A 20,744-nucleotide genomic window follows, 5' to 3' on the forward strand; every position below is an offset into this window, starting at 1 on the left:
CCGATCTTTCTCTCTCGACTATGGAATATTTCGTAATCATCATCAGTGCGATCTTCGTCAACAACGTCGTACTGGCCCAGTTCCTGGGTATATGCCCCTTCCTGGGTGTTTCCAATAAAGTGTCCACCTCGCTGGGGATGGGCGGTGCGGTGACCTTCGTGATGACCATCGCAGCACTGGTCGTTTACCCCCTCCAGTACGGAGTGCTCGTGCCGCTCGGCATCGAGTATATGCAGACCATCGTCTTCATCCTCGTGATCGCAGCCCTCGTACAGATGGTGGAAATCGTACTCAAAAAGGTCAGCCCCGCCCTCTATCAGGCACTAGGGATCTTCCTGCCGCTGATCACCACCAACTGCGCCGTGCTCGGTATCGCCATCCTGCTCGTCCAGAAAGAGTACAACCTGGCCGAAAGCGTCGTATTCTCCGCCGCCACCGCCATCGGCTTTACCGTCGCTCTGGTACTGTTCGCCGGCCTGCGCGAAAAACTGGAGATCACCGATGTCCCCAAAGCCTTCAAAGGTGTACCGATTGCCCTGATCGTTGCCGGTATCCTCGCCATGGCCTTCATGGGCTTCTCCGGGCTCGTATAAGCCAGTACACGGGATTCTACGAATCAGGAATATTTTGTATCTTAGCCAGACTTTTTTCAAGTCTGGCTATTTTTTAACCCCAACCCTACTTTTTATGAACTCTTTACTCAAAACCGGTATCGCCCTGCTGGCCCTCGGACAGTGTGCCTTGCCCGTCTGCGCCCAACAACGCATGGACCAGATGTGGGGCGAACAACAAGCCAAACAAACCGACACGACTACCCAACGGGGCCACCGCTTCGAATGGGGCAACTATGCCATGTTCATCCACTGGGGCCTCTTCTCCCACCTGGCCAACAAATGGCACGGCAGAACCTACTACGGCATCGGTGAGTGGATGATCGACGTGAACATGGCCAACGCCAACCGCGACGAATATAAAGCCACCGCCCGCGAATTCAACCCGAGCGAATTCGACGCCCTGAAAATCGCCCAACTCGCCAAGGATGCCGGCATGAAGTACATTATCGTGACCAGCAAGCACCACGACGGATTCGCCATGTTCCACTCGGCATGCGATCGGTTCAACATTGTCGATGCCACCCCCTTCGGTCGCGACCCGATGCGCGAACTGGCCGATGCGTGCAAACAGGTCGGAATCGGTTTCGGTTTCTACTACTCGCACAACCAGGACTGGACCACTCCGGGAGCCGCCGGCGCCCCGTGTGTCGATTATGAAGGCAACCCCAAAACCTTCGACGACTATTTCAAGACCAAATGCCTCCCGCAGGTCGAAGAACTAACCAAAAACTACGGCGATATCGAGCTCATCTGGTTCGACACCCCGGGCGGTATCCCGCAGCAATACGCCGAGCAACTGGTCGACGTGGTTCACAAGAACCAACCCAAAGCCCTCGTATCGGGGCGAGTAGGCTACAACCTGGGCGACTACCAGACGCTGGGTGATATGGAGGTGCCGCTGGAGAATATCGACGGTCTGTGGGAAAGTGTCGATGTGACCAACGACGTATGGGGCTACGCCTGGTATGATCAAAATTGGAAAAGCCCGACGCAAATTCTGCAGAACCTGATCTCGACCGTCGCACGCGGTGGCACCTATATGCTCAACGTGGGGCCCGACCAGCTGGGCAACGTCCCCGAATACGCCCAACGTGCCCTCCGTTCGGCCGGGAAATGGATCGCCCGCTATCCGCAGGTTATTTACGGAGCTCAAGCCTCGCCGTGGCGCCACGCACTACCCTGGGGCGATGTTGTGCGACAGGGCAACAAACTTTACCTGACTGTCTACGAATGGCCCAAAACCGGGAAACTCTACCTGCCGGGACTGCTCACAGAACTTCGCTCGGCTGCACTGCTCACGGAACAGAAAGCACGCAAACTGTCATTCAGCCGCACCGATGACGGATGGACGGTCCTTGAACTTCCGTGCGGACAACCGGATCCGATGATCTCGGTTATCGAACTGACCTGCGCCGACGAGGATATCCAGGTAGACAACACCATCGCGCTGGATCCCGAAATTGGTACCAACGAGTTGTCGGTTCACTTTGCTAAGGCCGATGGAGCCTCCATTTCGAAAGAGAGCTGGATGGAGAAATTCGGCGAATGGAAACACGCTGCCCGCACGAACGACCTGTACAAAGGGGGTAAGGTTACCTGGGAGGTCATGGTGAAGGAACCGGGGACATACCATGTGGAACTGAAGGTCAAAGGGAGTGGCCGACAAGTTTGGGAAATCGAAACCGACGAGGGGGTACTGCTGCACAACCAGCAGGGTTCTTCTTCGATTTACACATTCCGCCCGATGGGATGGCTCCGTTTCGACAACCCCGGGAAACACACCCTGACGGTTCGGTTGACCGATGGTGATCGGCAAAACGCCAGCCTCAGTGCCATTTCGCTCAAACCGGTGCTGTTCTAACACCGATCGCAAATCGCTTTCCGCAGTTTCAACAGCACTGACGATATAACGGAGTTCTTCTCTGTAAAGAACCACCTTCTATGGGCACCCAGCGTGCTAACGTTGCAATTCCCAATTATATTCGTATCTTACACCGGATTTTCGCATGAGGCGTGAATCCGGTATTTTATTTTGACTCACAAGCCCATTATACACTAAATACATGGATCTGTTTCTGCTGATTCTCGCTTTCGTTACGCTGGTGATCGCCATGGTCGGCTCGATCGTACCGGCCCTGCCGGGCGTACCGTTGGCCTACCTGAGCCTGTGGCTGGGGCGGTGGAGCGAATATACGCCTTTCAGCAATACTTACATGTGGATCATGGCCGGTGTAACGGTAGTGGTATTTCTGGCCGATTATTTCCTGCCCCCTATGATTCTCAAACGTTTCGGCGGAAGCAAGGCCGGAAGTTGGGGATCGGTCATCGGGATGTTTGTCGGCATTATCTTTACACCGATCGGGATGATTCTCGGCATGTTGCTCGGCGCCTTTCTCGGCGAAGTGCTCTATGCCAAAAAATCCGGAACGGATGCTTTGGTCGCGACCATCGGCAGTTTTATCGGTTTTTTGGTCGGTACAGGGCTGAAGTTAGGGCTTTGCTTCTATGTGCTGTATGAATTGATCTTAGCACTGATAGATTGACAAGTCGGTGTTTATCACTTTTTCAGTGGCGCTCCCAGCACATTGCCTTTCCCTCTGAAGGATTCTTATATCATGGTTACGACGTAAAAATATTTGCCCTACCAGTCGCCGCAGTCAACAAATCATCGCTCCGCCGCGAGCACGCGGACGCCGCCCGCGCAGGGCAGTCGATGAACCGTTTTATCTGAAAATAAAGCCTGCTCAATGAGAAGAACGATTCGCCGTTGTGCGAATCATTCGTTTCTGTTTTTTTCGCTTTCGCGGGCTTTTTGAGTATAGTATTGCGTACAGTACAGAACTGCCCTCACGCCGGGCGGGCGGTGGCTTCGGCCACCCCGTCAGAGGGGTATTGCCTCGAATAATTGCCTTAACAAAGTTTATGTAGTACGGCTGTTAGAGGCTTGGCCTGATTTCTGGGTTTGACAACTCTTAGAGGAACTACCAATCATCGCTCCGCCGCGAGCACGCGGACGCCGCCCGCGCAGGGCAGTCGATGAACGATTTATCTGCGAATACAGCCTGCTCAAAAAGAAACAAACGATCCACTTAACACGCTCTCATGTAGGTACTCTCAGACATTTACTACATTAAAACAGTACGAGTTACCTTGGTACTTAAAATAACCAAAGAGCGAGGCTAAACTTTTATGAAGTTTAGCCTCGCTCTTTGGGGAAGAATATAACCGATCGTGGTTACATGTTCTGTACGGAATCGGGATCAGAAATAAAGTGTTTCTGAGCTTTCAGCAAGTTGCGCGACTGAAGAACCATCGTCTTGGTCTCGTTGATAATCTCCAGGTACAACATACTGCTGCGAGAACTCGATGCGTTGTCGCGAACACGGTAAATCTGATTCTTGATCGCATGGGCAAGGGTTTCGAACAACTGGTCACGATGCATCAACGTTTCGTCCAGTTTGCTGAAATCCTTGGTTTGCAGCATGCGGATAATCTCGTCATAGATGGCCGATACGCGTTGGTTGATCTCCTGGAGGTCGGCCAACTGAGCGGGACTCAGCCCCTCGTGGTTGTTATCGATGTGCTCGAAGCTGGGACGAGTTATGTGAACCAACGCTTTGGCTACTTCATTCACATAGTCAGCCACCTGAACGTAATAGTGTCCGGTGTCGATATTGTTCGCTTCCAGTTTACGGAGAATCGGCAACAGGCGGTACTTACGTTCGTGCGCCTCCTGATACATCCGTTCGGCGGCTCGCATGGTGTCTTTCAGTTTGCGACGGTCTTCGTTAGCCAGGCCTTCGAGGGTGTCGCTGTAGAGTTTAGTCATGGTCTGCATGGCGTTGCAGATCTCCTGAGTCGATTCGTCGATGATGTTGACTTCTTTATCATCGGCTTTGTAGTAGGCCTGACGTGCAGCTTCTTTCTTCTGACGACGCGAGAAGAGGACTTTGCTCTGGAAGAGGATGAAAGCGCAGACGGCTGCCAGTACGAAGATGGCGATGTTACCACCATACATCAGGATCAACCCAACGACAAAGGCTACGGTAAACGCCACGGCTGCAGTGAGGAACCAGCCTGAGATGACGGTCAGCACGCCAGTGATACGGTATACGGCGCTTTCACGTCCCCAAGCGCGGTCGGCCAGCGACGACCCCATGGCTACCATGAAGGTGACGTAGGTAGTCGAAAGCGGCAGGCGCAGCGAGGTGGCCGAAGCGATGAGGATCGAGGCTACCGAAAGATTGACTGTTGCGCGGATCAGGTCAAACGGAGCTTTGTCTTCGGTTTCGGAGACGGCCATCGGTTCAAAACGACGTTCGATGAAGCGTTGCGCCCGTTCGGGAACGTATTTGGCGAATTTCTTGTTGAAGTTGACGGCGCCACGGACGATGGCACGGGAGAGTGAAGTCGAGCCGAAACGTTCCACGCCGTCATCCTGACGGGCGAGGTTAATTTCGGTATCGGAAACCGAACGGGCTTTTTTCGAGAGCCAGATGGTCACCACCATCACCAAACCACCGATGAACAGGATCAGCGGGTTGGCGGGAACTGCACCAGCCAGGCCCGACATTTTGAGTGTGGAGACATCGACACCGGATGCTGCGGCTGCCGAAGCGATATTATAAGAGTCGAAACCGGCCACAAATACGCCGATGAAGTTTACCAGGTCGTTACCTGCGAAGGCCAGTGCCAAAGAAAGGGTCCCGGCCAGCACGGTCAGACGCAGGATATTCAACTTCAACAGATACTGGATCAGCGCCATCAGGATGGTCCATCCGACGAAGCAGTAGATCAGCAACTGGAAGGTATGGGCATTCATCCACTCCATGGCCGCATGAGGCATGATGGAGGTATCTTTCAGCCCTTTGAAAATGGCGAAATAAGAGATCGCAGTCAGAGCGATACCGCACCACAGCGGACCGATGTAGCGGAACGACCGCTGGTAGTGGAACGAGAAGATCACACGGGTGATATACATCACCACGGTTCCGGTGATAAAGGCGATGATGACGGATGTCAAGATCCCGGATATGATCCCCAAAGCCTTTCCGGAGTTAATGTAGATGGGAAGCTCGGCCATACTGCCCCCTGCGTTCCAGATTTTGACCAGTGCCACGGCTACGGCCGAACCCAGCAGTTCGAAGACGAGCGACACGGTGGTGGAGGTGGGCAGTCCGAAGGTGTTGAACATATCCAGCAGGATCACGTCGGTAAACATGACCGCCAGAAAGATCATCATCATCTCCGGAAAGTAGAAGTTTTCCGGATAAAAAACTCCCCGGCGTGCCACTTCCATCATACCGCTGGAAAAAATGGAGCCGAGGAGAATACCTGCCGATGCTACAAGAAGAATAACGTACCGCGGAGCGGCTTTGGAGCCGAGTGCGGAATTCAGGAAGTTGACTGCGTCGTTCGAGACCCCTACGATCAGGTCGGAAACGGCGAGCGCCATCAATATGACGACGACTACCAGGTAGATATTATCCATATGGTGGAGGTTAAGATTTCTCTGTACTCAGCGCCCGGTCCGTTGGGCGCAAAATCTCAGGCGAAAGTACCTAATTAATCTTAAATTAACAATTATCGTGCGCTGCTACCGGTACTTTCGAGACACGTTAAAGTTGGGTAAGAGCCTGACGAATAATCGATTCCGCGCTGAGTGACGGATTTTCGCGACAGATCGATTTAACAATTTTTTCACATGCCGATTTCGGGTAACCGAGGATGGTCAGGGCCGAGATGGCCTCTTCGATGTTTTCGGTGACTTCGGCGAAGATACCCGGTGCGGCGTCGGATACGGCGGCGACGTTCAGCACTTTGTTCTTCAGATCAACAATGGCGCGTTCGGCGGTTTTCGCTCCGATACCCTTGATGCTTTTGAGGGCGGCTATGTTTCCGGTTGCAATAATCTGAACCATCTCGTCGACGCTGTACGACGAGAGCATGATCCGGGCCGTATTGGCTCCAATCCCCGACACAGTCAGCAGCAGGCGGAACAGCTCACGCTCTTTGGGTTGCGAAAATCCGAAGAAGAGTTGGGCGTCTTCGCGGATGATGTGATGGATATAGAGAGTCGCTTCGGTACTGTTGTTCAGTGCCGTATAGGTCTGAAGCGAGATCTGAAGCAGATAGCCGATCCCGCCGTTTTCGATCACGACGTAGGTTGGGGTCAGTTCTATGATTTTCCCTTTGATGTATTCGTACATGGCACGCGGATATGATAACCGAATGCAAAGGTAAATTTTTCCGGCCTGATTTTGGGGAGCAGGGTGTTGGAACGAATATTTTTCCCATATTTGTATCCTAAAACTGGAAACTCAACAATTTTTAACGGAAATATGAATCGAACTAAACTCAACATTGTATCTTTTGCAGCGATTGTGGCTGCTGGTTTGATGACGGTCGGTTGCGGCTCGTCGGAAAAAGGCGGTGCTGCCGCCGGCAATGCCGCCGATTCGGCCAAAACCGCTACCGTTGAAGCCGGTATCGACTATAACGGTAAGATCGTTTACATCCAGATCGACTCCATCATGCGCGGTTATGATATGGCGATCGACCTGCAGGCTGCCTTTGCTTCGAAAAGCGAAAAGGCTCAGAACGAACTGACTACCAAAGGTCGGAGTCTCGACAGCGAAGTGCGCAGCTATCAGGAAAAAGTGCAGAAAGGGCTTGTGACCCGTTCCGAAGCGCAGAACATCGAAGCCGGGTTGCAACAGAAACAGCAGTCGGTTATGGAGTATCGTGATAAAATGATGCAGGAACTGGCTGAAGAAGAGGCCGTGATGATGAACAAAATCAGCGATGCCATCATGCAGTATGTAAAGAAATACAATGCTGAGAAGAAATACAGCATGATTATCAGCACCCAAGGGGCCAATACGGTACTGATCGCTGATCCCGCACTGAACATTACCGACGATTTGCTGAAAGGACTGAACGAAGAGTATCGTGCTCAGCAGAACACTGAAAAAGCGAAAAAATAGTTTTAGATAACCCTGATAGATAACGGGGACTTCTCGATTTGAGAAGTCCCCGTTTCGTTTTTGATGCCCGGCGGTTATTTTTTAAATAAACCATCAATAATTTCGATAATGCTATTTATTACAGGTGTCGAAAGTTGGTAGCACCTTTAATTGCCAACATACTTAAACTTTCGTATTGCCTTTGTTTAAGGCAATACCCCTCATTCGGGGTGGCCGAAGCCACCGCCTGCCCGGCGTGAGGGCAGTTCCGTACTGTTCACAATGCTGTTTTTCAAAAAAACGCGAAGGCGATAAAGAAAGGAACGAATGATTCGCTCAACGGCGAATCGTTCGTTTCTCTTTGAGCGGGCTTTATTTTTAGATAAACCGTTCATCGACTGCCCTGCGCGGGCGGCGTCCGCGTGCTCGCGGCGGAGCGATGATTGGTAGTGCCTCTAAGTGTTGTCAAACCCAGAAATCAGGCAAACCTCTAACAGCCACACTACGTAAACTTTTGGATGACAATTATTCGAGGCAATACCCCTCATTCGGAGTGGCCGAAGCCACCGCCCGCCCGGCGTGAGGGCAGTTCCGTACTGTACGCAATATTGTACTCAAAAAGCCCGCGAAAGCGCTAAAGAAAGAGACGAACGATTTGCACAACGGCGAATCGTTCGTCTCTCTTTGAGCAAGTTTGATTTGTCAGATAAACTGTTCTCCGACTGCCCTGCACGGGCGGCGGCCGCGTGCTCGCGGCGGAGCAATGATTTGTTTGTGACAACCTCAATTCGAAGTAATCCCCCTCTGACAAAATATCCTAACACTCCGTGTTCGCTACGGAGCGATGAAGGGTAGTACTTCCAACTTCAGCAATTCAAACGATTAACAAGCTACTGCTAACCGTCTATATGCGTTCACTTATTTGAACAGGAAGAATTGCGGACGTCCGTACAAAACAAAATCCTTGACATTACCAGCCATCTTCGGATCGCGCTGACGCAGACGTACCGCTTTAACCGTCGAAATCTCACCCAGATCGATAATCACATGGTGGGGGAACGGTTTGGCTTTACCCTGCCATTGCGAATGCCAGTAGGTTTTCAGATCACCATCAAACAGATATTCGGCAATACCTTCGTTACCTACGGTCTCCTCCGTATCGACATAGATAACCTTCCAGGCATCCTTCTTCAGGGGTTTCCCATCGGCACCGATCAGTTCGATCTCGGTCAGGCAAGAATAGGTGCTGTCGTACGACGACATAACCTGCAGCCCCAGGTGACGCAACGTTGCCGTATTGGCCAGATCAAAGGTCTGCCAGTCATCTACTGCCTGCATCGTACCGCGCAAAATGATGTCACCGGCATCGAGAATCGGTTGTTTGCTGAGGTCGCGTTTGGGAGCCTTCACCGCATTGGGATCTTCGCCCAGCGAGTCCAGAATCGGCTCGGTCAACCCTTGGATCGTCCGTTTACCAGTGTTCTCCATAGCGAAAACGACAATCTCGTTTTTACCTTTTTTCAGCCACGGAGCCGGCAAATAGAGGGTCTGCTGCGGACCGATGTTCCAATACTTACCCAGTGAATGACCGTTCACCCAAACGGCCCCTTTGCCCCAGCCACGGGTATCGACAAAACAGTCGCCCACGCTGTCCATGGTGAACGTACCGCGGAAAAAAGCCGGTTGGTCGGTCAGATCTCCATCTTTGAACTTAAACTTACCGGTTTCGGCTTTGTAAAGGGGCAGGGGAGTGATGGTCCATCCGCGCAACTCCTGACCATTGAGCGTCACTTTTCGCGTGATCCCTTTACGGTTGTTCAGAATGTCAGGCCCATAGTTGACACGGCCTACGTTTTCAACCAAAATTTCCAGTTTGGCCGGGACCTGTTGAATGTCGACCTCCAGACGGTTCTGACGGTGACGGCGGTCGAGGCTTCCGACCTGTTGGCCATTGACCAGCACCACGGCATAGTCGCGCAGTTCGTCAATCACGAGCGAACCTTTCACCGGCCGATCGATCGTCGTTTCGTAATGGATATAGCCGAAGTCCTGATCCAGATCTTCCATCGTCAGAACCGTATCGGACTCTACGCGCGTGTCAAAAGCAACCGACAACGGTGCACATTCATCGAGGGTTACCTGCGCAAAACCGGCTACCGGGTTGTTTGCCGGGACATCGGGCAGGATAGTCCCTTCGGGCAAGTGGCGCTGGATCATCTCGCGGAAAGCCATGTATTTCGGATAGGCATTCCCCCATTCGCCCAGCGGTGCGTCGTAGTCGTAACTGGTGGGCTGCGGAGCGTAACCGTTGGCCGTATTGGCCCCATTGGTATACTGGAAATTCGTACCCCCGTGGAACATGTATATGCTGATGCTGATGCCGTGTTCGAGCATCCATTCAAGCTGTTGCACGGGGCTGTGATAGTCACGATAAGAGTGATGCTGGCCCCAAACGTCGAACCAGGCAGGATAGAACTCCGCTACGAAATAGGGGCCGCCTTTTTGGAAACGGTCGATCGTGCGGATAATATCTTCGCCCACGGCTCCATTCACGGTCGGCAGTGCACCATCAACATAACCGTTGGGCATCTGTCCGGCACCGTCGCAGGTAATGAGCGGCACGTTGAATCCGGCGTTTTTCAGCATGTCACGCAGAGCAGCCAGGTACTCTTTGTCGTTGGAGTAGGAGCCGTATTCGTTTTCGACCTGTACCATCAGGATCGGACCACCGTTTTCGATCGTAAGCGGTGCGAGTTCCTTGCCGAGTCGGTCGATGTAACGTTTGCAGGCTGCCAGGAATTTGGGGTCTTTGCTCCGGACAGTCATATTCTCTTTCTGGAGCCAGTAGGGGTAACCGCCGAAATCCCATTCAGCACAAACATAGGGCCCCGGACGGAGCAGCACGAAGAGTCCTTCGCGCTGAGCGGTGCGTACGAATTCGGCGAGGTCGGCCTGTCCGCTGAAGTCGAACTCACCGGGTTTACGCTCATGGAAATTCCAGAAGACGTAAGCCGAAACGGTGTTGAGCCCCATGGCTTTGGCACGCCGCATGCGATCGGCCCAGTACTCTTTGGGGATACGGGGATAGTGCATTTCGCCGCAGATGAGCTGAACGCTTTTTCCGTCGAGCAGGAACTTACCGTCGGCGATTTCGAACCGTTTTCCCCAACTGTTTTGTGTGAGCAACAGCAGAGCCGTCGCACAAAATAGCAGGATTTTTTTCATGATAAAAAGGAGTTTGGTAGGAAGTTGGCGAAGATAGTAAATAACCCGGTAAAAGCCAAACCAAAAGGTATTTCAAGATGCTTAACAGGGAATTATGCGGACTTCGACAAACCCGTTCATTGACTGCCCTGCGCGGGCGGCGGCCGCGTGCTCGCGGCGGAGCAATGGAGGGGTAGTGCCTGAAATAATTGTCAAGCCAAGAAATTAGGCAGAACCTCTAACAGCCGTATTCCGCAAAACTTTGGTATGACCGCTATTCGAGGTAATACCATTCATTCGGAGTGGCCGAAGCCACCGCCCGCCCGGCGTGAGGGCAGTTCCAGACTGTTCGCGATGCACTGCATCAAAAAGCCCGCGAAACGCGATAAAGAGAGAAACGAACGATTCGCCGTTGCGCGAATTGTTCGTTTCTCTTTGAGCGGGCTTTTGTTTGCGGATAAACGGTTCATCGACTGCGCTGCCGCGCGGGCCCCGCGTGCTCGCGGTGGAGCGTGCGATACTGCGTATCGCTTGTGTCGTTAGAAACCCCTCTGTCGGGGTGCCCGCGACACGTGCTCGCGGTGGAGCAGTGAGGGGTGGTGCTTCCAGGAAATATCAAAGTCAACAAGTTATTACCTTTAATAATCCATACTCAATTATTGGACGCCCCCAATACCTGAAATTCCCATATAAAGTATCAAGGGCAACCAATGTGGTTGCCCTTGATACACGTTTTAATTCTCAGTTATAACAATAATATTACTCTTTTATTCGCACCGCACGGACATGCTTCATTCCTACACGTTTTGGAAACCATTCGCTACCAGAAATACCACCCGGTATAGTTTCTCGTTGCTCCTCCCCATCAATAGCAGCTTTAGCAACTTTTGTATAATAAAATTCGCTATCTGGGCTGTTTATATAACCTTGAATCCAAGACCATACCAATCCCGTAAAGTCCCAAAACAACCACCATGGTTTCTTATTCACCTCTTCGAATGAAGGAACAGAAGCACTCCAATATCCTTTCCCAACCATTGATTCAGGTTTCCATGACGCATTATCAGTTGTAACAGAAAGTGTCAACGGCTTCAACTCATCAATAGCAGGGAGATACCACTTATGTTCAATAATTTTACCGTTTTTATCTCGTTTATTTTTATTATCACAATAACGAGCTGCATAATTGTTATATATAGAATTCACATCAACGCCATTAAAAGCACTATTTCCTGCTGCCTCATAGGTTATTATCTTTAAAGTATTTCCCATTCCATCTTGATTAGACGTAAGATCATAGGTGGCATCGTCAAAATTGTTTTTAGGAGTAAACGCTTCTACACCTGACCATCCCCACTGGAGCCCCTGAGTCGGTTGATCCGAACTGTAGGGGTCGAGGTTCATCCCGTACTCTTCATAGCTCTCCACCCACAAACCGTTGGCCTCGATCATTCCGGCCTGCGTATAGGTATAATAGCGCGAAACTGGATTCTTGACAATTTCAGAACTTTCGGAAGCAGGCGTGTGCGTCACCTTCAACACCACCGACCGCGAAGTGGTCGACAAATTCTCATCCGTATAGACATAAAAGCGTTGTCGGCTAATATCCGCATACGTGGCTTTTTGTACGACATTTTCATCCGGATCAATATCGATATTATAAGTATTCATCTTGGACAGACTGATCCAATCCACCGCGGTAAGCGGATTAGTACCATCTTCCGCGTCTTTCATAGTGGGGTAGAACTGCAACTCCAATTCACCTGCCGAAGCCGTAATATCGAGATAACGTTTGTCGAAATGGGCGTCCATCCGCTCGCTCTCCGGCGCGCTGATCTGCAACGCATAGGCTTCATGTACCCGTGAATCGAATGCATCGACCGTAATATCGTTATAGGTCGTTCCATTAATCCCGATATTGTAGACATAATTGTGGTCGCGGAGCAGGTTGTAATCATTGGTATTGTTCGCCCCAAGCGCAATCTTGTAAGTAAACGACGCCACATTCTGGGTGACCTGGTCACGGATCAGACCCGTCAACACCAAAAACGCAGCATTGGCCGGGGCATAAAGGGTTTTAAACCTCGGATCAGTTCCCGTAGCGTCTGTTTTATCCTTGATTTCCTGGGCATAATCCCCCGCATCACCTTGCAGATTCCCTATATTAGGGGCGCCTAAACGACCTCCGCGACGATTTTCGTAGGTATAAAATCCACCGGCTGCAGCACTAAGATTCGCATCAGTCAACCACGCACCTACACCCACCGTTACCAAATTACTTTCGTCTACATTCGAGGGATAATACGGATTGTAAGGGTCCGTAATACCCTGATTATCATCGGCATAGTCATGATTTACGCCTTGGTCGGCCACATAGGTGTAACGCGAAAGCCCCTCGACGCTCCAGTTGTTGAAATAGAATTCAAGCCCCTCCTTAACCGAGATATTGAAGCTGACTTTTGCTACGGCCCGTTCCATCTTAATACTTAGTGGACGCCCAATCGAAGTGGCCTGCGTCAAATCGACCTTAAGCGCCGATCCGGTCATCGGCAGACATTTCCGGGGCGAAGAAGCCGTACCCGAACCGTTGTCCTGCAACAACCGGTAGGCATACAACTGATTGAAATCATCCAGAGTCGTAACACTCTCAAAATCGTACGAGCCTTCGGCGCCGTCGTATTTACCCACATTGGCCAACACCCACACCGTACATTCTTTATACTGATCGCCCGTCTGTTTGGGAATAGCCAGCGCACGGTGGGCATCATACGGTTTGTTGGCCTCGAAACCGTCGTGCACAGACTCTTTGTAAAAACACGTTCCATTTTGGTCAAAAGCGAGTATCCATACCGAATAGATCACTTTCTCAATGTCGGAAGCCATGGCCCGCGTAACGACCACCTCTTCGATCTCAGGTACCGCCATACTCAAATATATCGACTGGCCGTCGCCAATGTCCAAACCATCGGAATCCCGCTTCTGACATGCGCTAAAAAGCGTCAACGCAGCCAAAAACAAGCCGGTCCAAATCGCTGTTTTCTTGTTCGTTTTCATATCCGTACACTTTTGCATATACTTATTCAAAATCGACACCCTCATTCCCCAGATTACCGTCCTGCCAGTCATCGCTCTGCAGCACCACACTGGCATTGCGCGGTCCGATCACAATGGTGTAAAGGACACCTTTTCCGGCCTGCCAGGGGGACTGTCCGACCAGCGATATCTCGACCACGTTGTCGATGTAACGATAACCGGGATCGCTTTCTGCCAACCCGTTGTTCAACCGATACGCAATCCGGATCCCGTTACCCGTGACACCCGTACCTTCCGAGGCAGAAAACTGGATCATCTTCTGCGGTACCATAAACAAATCGTAGCCCGCAGCGGTAATATTCACCGCCTCACGCGGCGTCGCTGCCGTGATACCCGTGTTATTGACCATTCCGGAAGTCAGATTGTAATAGTTCCAACTGTTTTCATCCAACGTCCACGTCGGGGTATCGCTCGGGGTGGCTGGGAAAGTCAAAGTTCCCTTGTCATGACCCGATATATATAATTCCTTGATATCCACTTTGTATCCATCGGGCACATCATCCGCAAACTTGACCGCGAAGCGAACGCGGGTCAATGCATGATTAAACTTAAATTTTACCGGATCTTGATTAGCATAGTTATTCAGCGGCTCGGTGACTCCATACAGCAGATCGACCTGCTCGGGAACGTTTTGAGCCACCTGAAAACTTAACCGAGGAGGCGTTACGGTTTGTTCGGAAACCGTCCCCGCATCGTAGGGATACCACCCGAAGAAGCGAATACAGATATTCGGATCCACCGGCCAGTAGACCGGGTTATCGTAATAATAGGTACTGCCACTTCGTGTAACAGCGGTATTGTAGAAGGCCGGTTTATACCCCGCGTAATAGCTTCCGTCAGGATTGGGTTTGGCGTACCAGGCCGAGACTCCAAAGGCCTTGCCATCCGCCACTTCTGTAATTTCGGTACCTTTTGTCACCGGGACGTCGGCCGAGCGAAACTCGATACGACGGTCCGAATTGATGGGCGAGGTGTTGTTCTGTTCCTTGGAGCAGCCGGCAAGCAAAAGGAGCGACGCCACCCCCACCATAACCGGGAGTCCCATATCTTTTCGTTTCATGGTAACTTGTTTGACAGTTTGAATAGTGACCGGGAGGGGAACATTCAACCCCGCCCGGCCTAAATGTCGGGATAGCTCCTAATAGGGTTTGTCAAAGATGATTTTGGAATTTTGGAGCTAGTCCGGCAAGACAGTACAATTCATTTTACGTTGGAGAACAACGAATGTACTACTGAGCTTGGATTTCCGACGTTCCACCATCTCCAATTCCTGATACTTCGGGAGCACCAAATACAATCGGTTTCAGACCGGTATCATCCCCTTCCAGAACGATCGTATAATTGTATCGATTACCTTGTGCCCAGTCAGTAGTAATTTTAGCAGTCAACGTTTTATCTGCCCCTACCTGGAGACCTGCTTCATTGAGTACTTGCACTTTGAATGACACGGTAACATTGTTGGTACCTGCGTTTTGCGGAATCACAGCAAAATCAGGGGTTTCACTCGAAGCGTCGCCCATGCCACCCGGTTGAATCTGAGTATTTTTAATATCATTAATGGTTGCGGTGAAAGGAGCTCCCTCAGCTACCAGTTCCGATTGGCCCGACCATGCAGTTCCATTGAAGGTACCTTTAGATGCCACATTATAGAGTTTGAAATCACTGATTTTCACAGTAATTCCGGCAGCGAACTTACTTTTGAATGTTACTTTAACCATCGAGAGAATATGGCTAAAGTTAAATTTCACCGGTTCTGCATAACTTTCATTAATCTGGCTACTCTCTACAGCGTATTCAGCGTAAATCAAGTCATTCTGAATGTCAGGTGAAGCCACATAATCAGTTATGGTCAAATGGCCTGAAGTGAGATCTGCAGTAACGGAGCCAGCACCGCCTGCGATTTCCGGAGCATATGCCGCAAACTTGTACGATTCACCAGGAGCCCAATAACGAACCGGCGGTTGGTATGTCCACTGACCATCGCTTTTAGAAATCTCAGCGTTTTCAAAGACATGCGTCATATTGTCTTTATAACCGGCAAAGACATAGAATTTGTCGAGATTCCCTTTGTTTACTTCAGATACAGTAGCTTTCGAATCAACAGAGTTTCCGACCCATGAAGCAGCAAAGTCAATCGTCCGCGAAGGTGCCTGTTCGACCGTTTCGGTCTTGCTACAACTTGCCAGAATCGCTGCGACTCCGGCAAGCAGATAAAGTTGTTTTTTCATCATTAGTTAAGATTTAGTGTGTTTGTGAGTATTTCGACATCTATTTTCGACTGCTATAAAGGCAATTCAATATCTTCATAATCGCCCCACCCGTCAATATCCACCTCGAAACCGCCGTTCACGGAAGCCTCTTCATCCGTGATTTTCAAGCCGCTGACCGTAATCACACCACCGCGGGGCTGGTCGGCCAACTGATCGGTCACATCGAAATCGAAAGTCTTCATCGTTCCGTTGGCCAGCATCACCTCCAGGTTCAACCCGAAACGCGCATCGGCGCGAGTCGTATATTCACCCGACGAGGTGCTCGGTACACCAAACGATGTCACCTGGGCTTCGACACCATAGTCCGTCAGTTCGCAGTCGTAGAGCAACGTAGCCACCTCGTCACTGGTGTGTCCGTCCTGCAGATACACCGCCTGAGCCATCCCCGAGAGTGCCCCACGAGCCAAAGCGACATGCTCGGCTCCTTCGTCAAACTCGTACCGAACCAGATAGGTATATACCAGCGGACGCATCGTAATCGGAAGGGCAGTGGGCTCGACGGTCTGTTTGGCCTCATGTTCCTCGATCCACTCGCCGTAAAGCATGTCAGGCGTGTTGATGGTCTGTTCGTCGGCATGGGTCTCGCTGTAGGTGACGCGCGTACGAGTACGGGTCGTTGCGGCAGCCGTCGCCCACGAATTCAAATCATTGAATACGATGTAGTGCGTATCGTCGTTGTAAAACAACAACTTCTTGATACCCGGAGTCATCGGCAGCTCGCCACCTTCGGCCGGCAGGTGCTGCTCGGTCGAGGAGCCGTCTTCGTGGTAGACAAAAGCGGCGATGCCGGTGGCAGCACCGGGACACAGATCTTCGTACTCCTGACGATACTCGTCGGGCCAGTTCTCCTGCCAGCTCCGACCGTAATCGCGTTCCCATTCGCACTCCCAGGAGGATTGTACCTGCGCTTTGGCGCTTCCTGCATGTGCCGTATGATCGTAACACAAATCCTTGCGGCAGGAGGTCAGACCGACCAACAAGGCTGCGGCGCATACGGCGCCTACGTGTGTGGACATGTTTTTCATAGTGATAAATCCTGTCTTCATTTCCCGCCTCCTTTCGTCTTGTCGGTGTTCCACAGACGCCATGCCAGTGCCAGTTTCAATTTCAGCGGACCGAAGTAGTTCAGGCGACTGGTCTTCTGATAGACGTAATGCGTGTCACCCATATAGGATACGGGTTGATATTCCTCGTATTTACTGTGCATGTATCCGATTCCGATACCGGCCTCCAGCGAAAGCCGACGTCCGATAGGGAACATGTAGCCGTAGCTGAGGCCGACCATCTCGGCTTCACCCTGATAGCCGCGTTTCCCGTTTTCAAGGTCGTACCACGTGTAACCGCCGAACAGACCGAGATAGTGGCCGTGCCAGGTATTTTCTTTCTGGCCGAACCACCAGCGTACTTCGGGGCTGATGGTAGCCACCTGATAGTACTTGTGTTTGCGGTCGTTGTACCACCAGGCCATGTCGCCCTCGAGGTTCACCGTCCAACGGTCGTGGAAACGATACTCTATTTCCAGTGACGGCATCAGAATTGCATCGTAAAGCAGGTTCGTCTTCAGAGCCAGTCGGTGGTTAGGCTCCACGGCAGTCGAGGAAGCCTGCAATGAAGAGGTCCCTGCAGCGGTTCCCTGAGCGGCTCGTTGGGCTGCACTCGATGGTGAATCATTGTCGTTAGCATTGGTATTCGTGTCGATACCGGTCTCAGTCCCGGTTGCCGATTGCTTCGACAGATCGTTGTCATCGGCAAGAGTACAGGTCAACACAAGGGTGCTGTTACGCAACTCCGGAAAGATGTGCTCTTCGATATAGCGATACGGAACGCCGCCTTTCAGATCCATCAACTGCTTTTTACGACCATCGATAATTTTACCTTCGTCGTCAAAAATCCAGATCGGCGTATTGCGAATGATGTCCACGATTTGGTCGCCATACGGAACATTCGGGTCAGCTTCGACACGCTGAGCCAAACCGCCCCAATCGATACCGTTGGCTTTGGAGCTAATCACAGAGTCGGGTAGGGTAACCCGGCTGCGGATATACTCCAGCGTATTGGCCACACGATTGTGACACAAACGTTCATTCGCATCGGATGCCCCGTCGGGCGATGCGTTACCTTCAATCCGGAACGACGAAACGGAACGTCCGGTACCAGCTAACGCTGCACGCAGACGTTCAATCAACTGATCAAGCGTCCGCTGGTTATTCCGAAACGAGGGTTCGAGCGTAGAGTAGCCTCGACGGAAATAGATACGGATCGTGTCGACCGTTTGAGCGCTTGCGCACTCACAACAAAAAGCGAGGAGGAAGAGCAGTAGACGGCTTTTCATGTCTCTATATATTTCTATAAACTGTTAAATCCAGCCAAGAAAATCCAAATAAGTATTTGTTTATAAATACTTTAACCGATCAATCTAAGCAGAATATTCGTTGGTTAATTCTTTAGTGATGAAAAAAGCAGGTTATAAACCTATAGTAGAATGAGATAGGCCACACATAATTATTTGTAAAATAAATTTTTATACAGGAATATTTGTATATATCACCAACAGTTACTACCTTAGCATTTGTAAACCAACGATTTAATCAACGTATTATCAGACTACAAAAAAGAATATTCTTAAAAACAGATAGCGCATCTTATCATATAAACAACTATAAATCAACTTATTAATTTAATATATAATTTATAACACTATAATATCACAATTTAAAACATTACATAAAAATTATAATTGCAACACATCATAGAACACTACAACTCTCGACTGAAACAGATGTACAGTCCTTATAACAACGTCACACTAATAAACTAATTATCAGTTATATATAAATCACTAATATAACGTCATACATATTTTAAAAAATTAAAATCTTAAAATACAACTAAATAATTTTCGATTTTCAGATAAAAAATAAAGATAAAAGACATCGAAAATTTCAGAACACCCCCAACATTACACATCCCTCCACGAATCAAAAAGAAACAAATCGCACAACACCCAATCCACCACACACCATATCAAAAGAATATCATACTACGCCAAGCCACAACAACCAACTACCATCACTCATTATACCTATCCTATATAAAAGCAAAGCGGGAATCTCTTGGGATTCCCGCTTTGCGATACCATTATTACTAATCCTTTTTAAACCCAGCTATACGTCTCGCCTCCTTGGCTCGCAGCGCCCGACCGACAGAAGGGTACATCTCTCGGAATTTTGCAAAGGTATCACGCGAAACTTCAAAGCGACGGCATATATCGGTAATCGATTTATCGTTGTTCAACATCCTCACCACAGCCGGACGATTCTGGATCAACACATTCATTTTCGTAAAACTGCCTTTCCGCCGCCCCAGGATTTTCCCTTCAGCCTTACGGAGAGCCAGTGCCTCCTTCGTTCGCATCGAAATCAAATTACGCTCAATTTCAGCCACAAGTCCGAATGCAAAACAAAGCACCTTACTGTTAATCGTATTATCAAAAGAGTACCCCTCTTTGGTCGTGTAAAGATTGATTTCGCGATTCAGACACTTTCCCATAATCGCCATAATATCAGTCAACGTTCGACTCAGACGGGAGATCTCCGTCACAATCAGAGTATCCCCTTTACGCATTCGCTTCAACAAAGTCCCCAGTTTACGATCCTTTTCCTTCTTTTTGCCACTGACGACCTCCGTAACCCATGCGTCTATTTTAATGTTTCGACTCTCCGCAAAGCGTTGAATTTCGTCCTGCTGGTTAGCCAGATTCTGCCGTTCCGTACTAACCCTCAAATAACCCACAACCATATTATACATCAATAAATATACGACGGAAATATAACTCAAATCCCACGTACCACAGCCTTTACAAAGCTATATGGATTATAATAACGACAAATAACACTATTATCAAATATAATACAAAAAGCAATAAGTCATCCAGCAGACGATAAATTACCCCGAGGCTCGTCAGATCCACGATACCGCCCCATCATAATACCTACAATCTGCAACGAGATACATGCCACACCCGCAATCCCCATCCCAAAAGTAAAGCAATAAAGAAAGAAGAAATAGAGAAGCGAGGGACCCGAAGATCATAATACACACAGCCAAAGCACCCCTCCCCAAAAAAACTACACTATATTTCCTGACCGGGAGCCACTATCCATTTTGCCCCCTTAGTCCTGTGTTTTTTGTATCTTGAAAAATGACATAAACGCACACCACCATGAGCACTCACTCAACAGGTATCAAACTATTGCAATACATGCGAACCGTATTCATACTATTATTAATGATATGCCTATGGCCCATTTTGATCTTCGCGATCAAGTTCATACTTCGCGAACACACCTCTGAGAAAAGCTATCCGGATATTTGCCGAGAAACAATCAGATCATTATGAACCTCACTTCCCAGGTTCACTCTTCAAGGAATCACCTCTTCTTTGGAGGGGGGAAAACAAAAAAAGTCCCGATAGGTGAATCTATCGGGACTTTCCGTAAAGAAGCGGTGCGGACGAGACTCGAACTCGCGACCCCCTGCGTGACAGGCAGGTATTCTAACCAGCTGAACTACCGCACCAGTATTTCAAAGCACTCCGT

13 protein-coding genes and 1 tRNA gene are annotated in these 20,744 nt (G+C 50.0%); 4 read left to right on the forward strand and 10 right to left on the reverse strand.

Features of this window, described 5'->3' with window-relative positions:
- Positions 1-20: 20 nt before the first annotated feature.
- From rsxA to BQ5379_RS02675, 3 genes are all read left to right on the forward strand, one after another.
- A complete protein-coding gene (gene rsxA / locus BQ5379_RS02665; protein ID WP_071134009.1) occupies positions 21-593 on the forward strand; it encodes an electron transport complex subunit RsxA in 573 nt (190 codons plus the stop codon).
- A 94-nt stretch (positions 594-687) separates the two neighbouring features.
- Positions 688-2,475: an alpha-L-fucosidase gene (locus tag BQ5379_RS02670; protein WP_205408190.1), complete on the forward strand. Its 1,788-nt coding sequence runs from the start codon at positions 688-690 to the stop codon at positions 2,473-2,475.
- Positions 2,476-2,677: 202 nt separating this feature from the next.
- Complete coding sequence (locus BQ5379_RS02675) at positions 2,678-3,157, forward strand: DUF456 domain-containing protein (protein WP_071134010.1); 480 nt, start codon at positions 2,678-2,680, stop codon at positions 3,155-3,157.
- A 692-nt stretch (positions 3,158-3,849) separates the two neighbouring features.
- Here BQ5379_RS02675 and BQ5379_RS02680 read toward each other — a convergent pair.
- The gene (locus BQ5379_RS02680) at positions 3,850-6,105 is read right to left on the reverse strand and encodes an inorganic phosphate transporter (protein ID WP_071134011.1); all 2,256 of its coding nucleotides are present in this window, start codon (positions 6,103-6,105) and stop codon (positions 3,850-3,852) included.
- Positions 6,106-6,232: 127 nt separating this feature from the next.
- Positions 6,233-6,823: a Holliday junction branch migration protein RuvA gene (ruvA, locus tag BQ5379_RS02685; RefSeq protein WP_071134012.1), complete on the reverse strand. Its 591-nt coding sequence runs from the start codon at positions 6,821-6,823 to the stop codon at positions 6,233-6,235.
- A gap of 132 nt (positions 6,824-6,955) precedes the next feature.
- On the opposite strand from ruvA, the gene BQ5379_RS02690 reads away from it, so the two are divergent.
- Positions 6,956-7,600: an OmpH/Skp family outer membrane protein gene (locus tag BQ5379_RS02690; RefSeq protein ID WP_071134013.1), complete on the forward strand. Its 645-nt coding sequence runs from the start codon at positions 6,956-6,958 to the stop codon at positions 7,598-7,600.
- Between the two features lie 897 nt (positions 7,601-8,497).
- On the opposite strand, the gene BQ5379_RS02695 is transcribed toward BQ5379_RS02690, so the two are convergent.
- From BQ5379_RS02695 to BQ5379_RS02730, 8 genes are all read right to left on the reverse strand, one after another.
- Positions 8,498-10,804 (reverse strand): beta-galactosidase, encoded by a 2,307-nt coding sequence (locus BQ5379_RS02695; RefSeq protein WP_071134014.1) that lies wholly within the window; start codon positions 10,802-10,804, stop codon positions 8,498-8,500.
- A 738-nt stretch (positions 10,805-11,542) separates the two neighbouring features.
- Positions 11,543-13,837, reverse strand: coding sequence for a DUF4906 domain-containing protein (locus BQ5379_RS02700; protein ID WP_071134015.1), 2,295 nt, complete (start codon positions 13,835-13,837; stop codon positions 11,543-11,545).
- 22 nt (positions 13,838-13,859) lie between these two features.
- Positions 13,860-14,936 carry a fimbrillin family protein gene (locus tag BQ5379_RS02705; RefSeq protein ID WP_071134016.1) on the reverse strand — a complete coding sequence of 359 codons (1,077 nt, stop codon included), beginning with the start codon at positions 14,934-14,936 and terminating at the stop codon, positions 13,860-13,862.
- Positions 14,937-15,105: 169 nt separating this feature from the next.
- Positions 15,106-16,104, reverse strand: a complete 999-nt coding sequence (locus BQ5379_RS02710; RefSeq protein ID WP_159431203.1) for a fimbrillin family protein — start codon at positions 16,102-16,104, stop codon at positions 15,106-15,108.
- A 53-nt stretch (positions 16,105-16,157) separates the two neighbouring features.
- Positions 16,158-17,162: a DUF5119 domain-containing protein gene (locus BQ5379_RS02715; RefSeq protein WP_317039294.1), complete on the reverse strand. Its 1,005-nt coding sequence runs from the start codon at positions 17,160-17,162 to the stop codon at positions 16,158-16,160.
- A 26-nt stretch (positions 17,163-17,188) separates the two neighbouring features.
- Entirely contained in the window at positions 17,189-18,478 is a 1,290-nt protein-coding gene (locus BQ5379_RS02720) for a DUF3575 domain-containing protein (protein ID WP_071134019.1), read from the reverse strand.
- 812 nt (positions 18,479-19,290) lie between these two features.
- Positions 19,291-19,944: a recombinase family protein gene (locus BQ5379_RS02725; RefSeq protein WP_071134020.1), complete on the reverse strand. Its 654-nt coding sequence runs from the start codon at positions 19,942-19,944 to the stop codon at positions 19,291-19,293.
- Between the two features lie 706 nt (positions 19,945-20,650).
- Positions 20,651-20,724: transfer RNA gene (locus BQ5379_RS02730), tRNA-Asp, on the reverse strand.
- Between the last annotated feature and the right edge of the window lie 20 nt (positions 20,725-20,744).

Origin of the sequence: Millionella massiliensis (genome assembly GCF_900104655.1) — a bacterium.
Lineage (GTDB): Bacteria > Bacteroidota > Bacteroidia > Bacteroidales > Rikenellaceae > Rikenella > Rikenella massiliensis.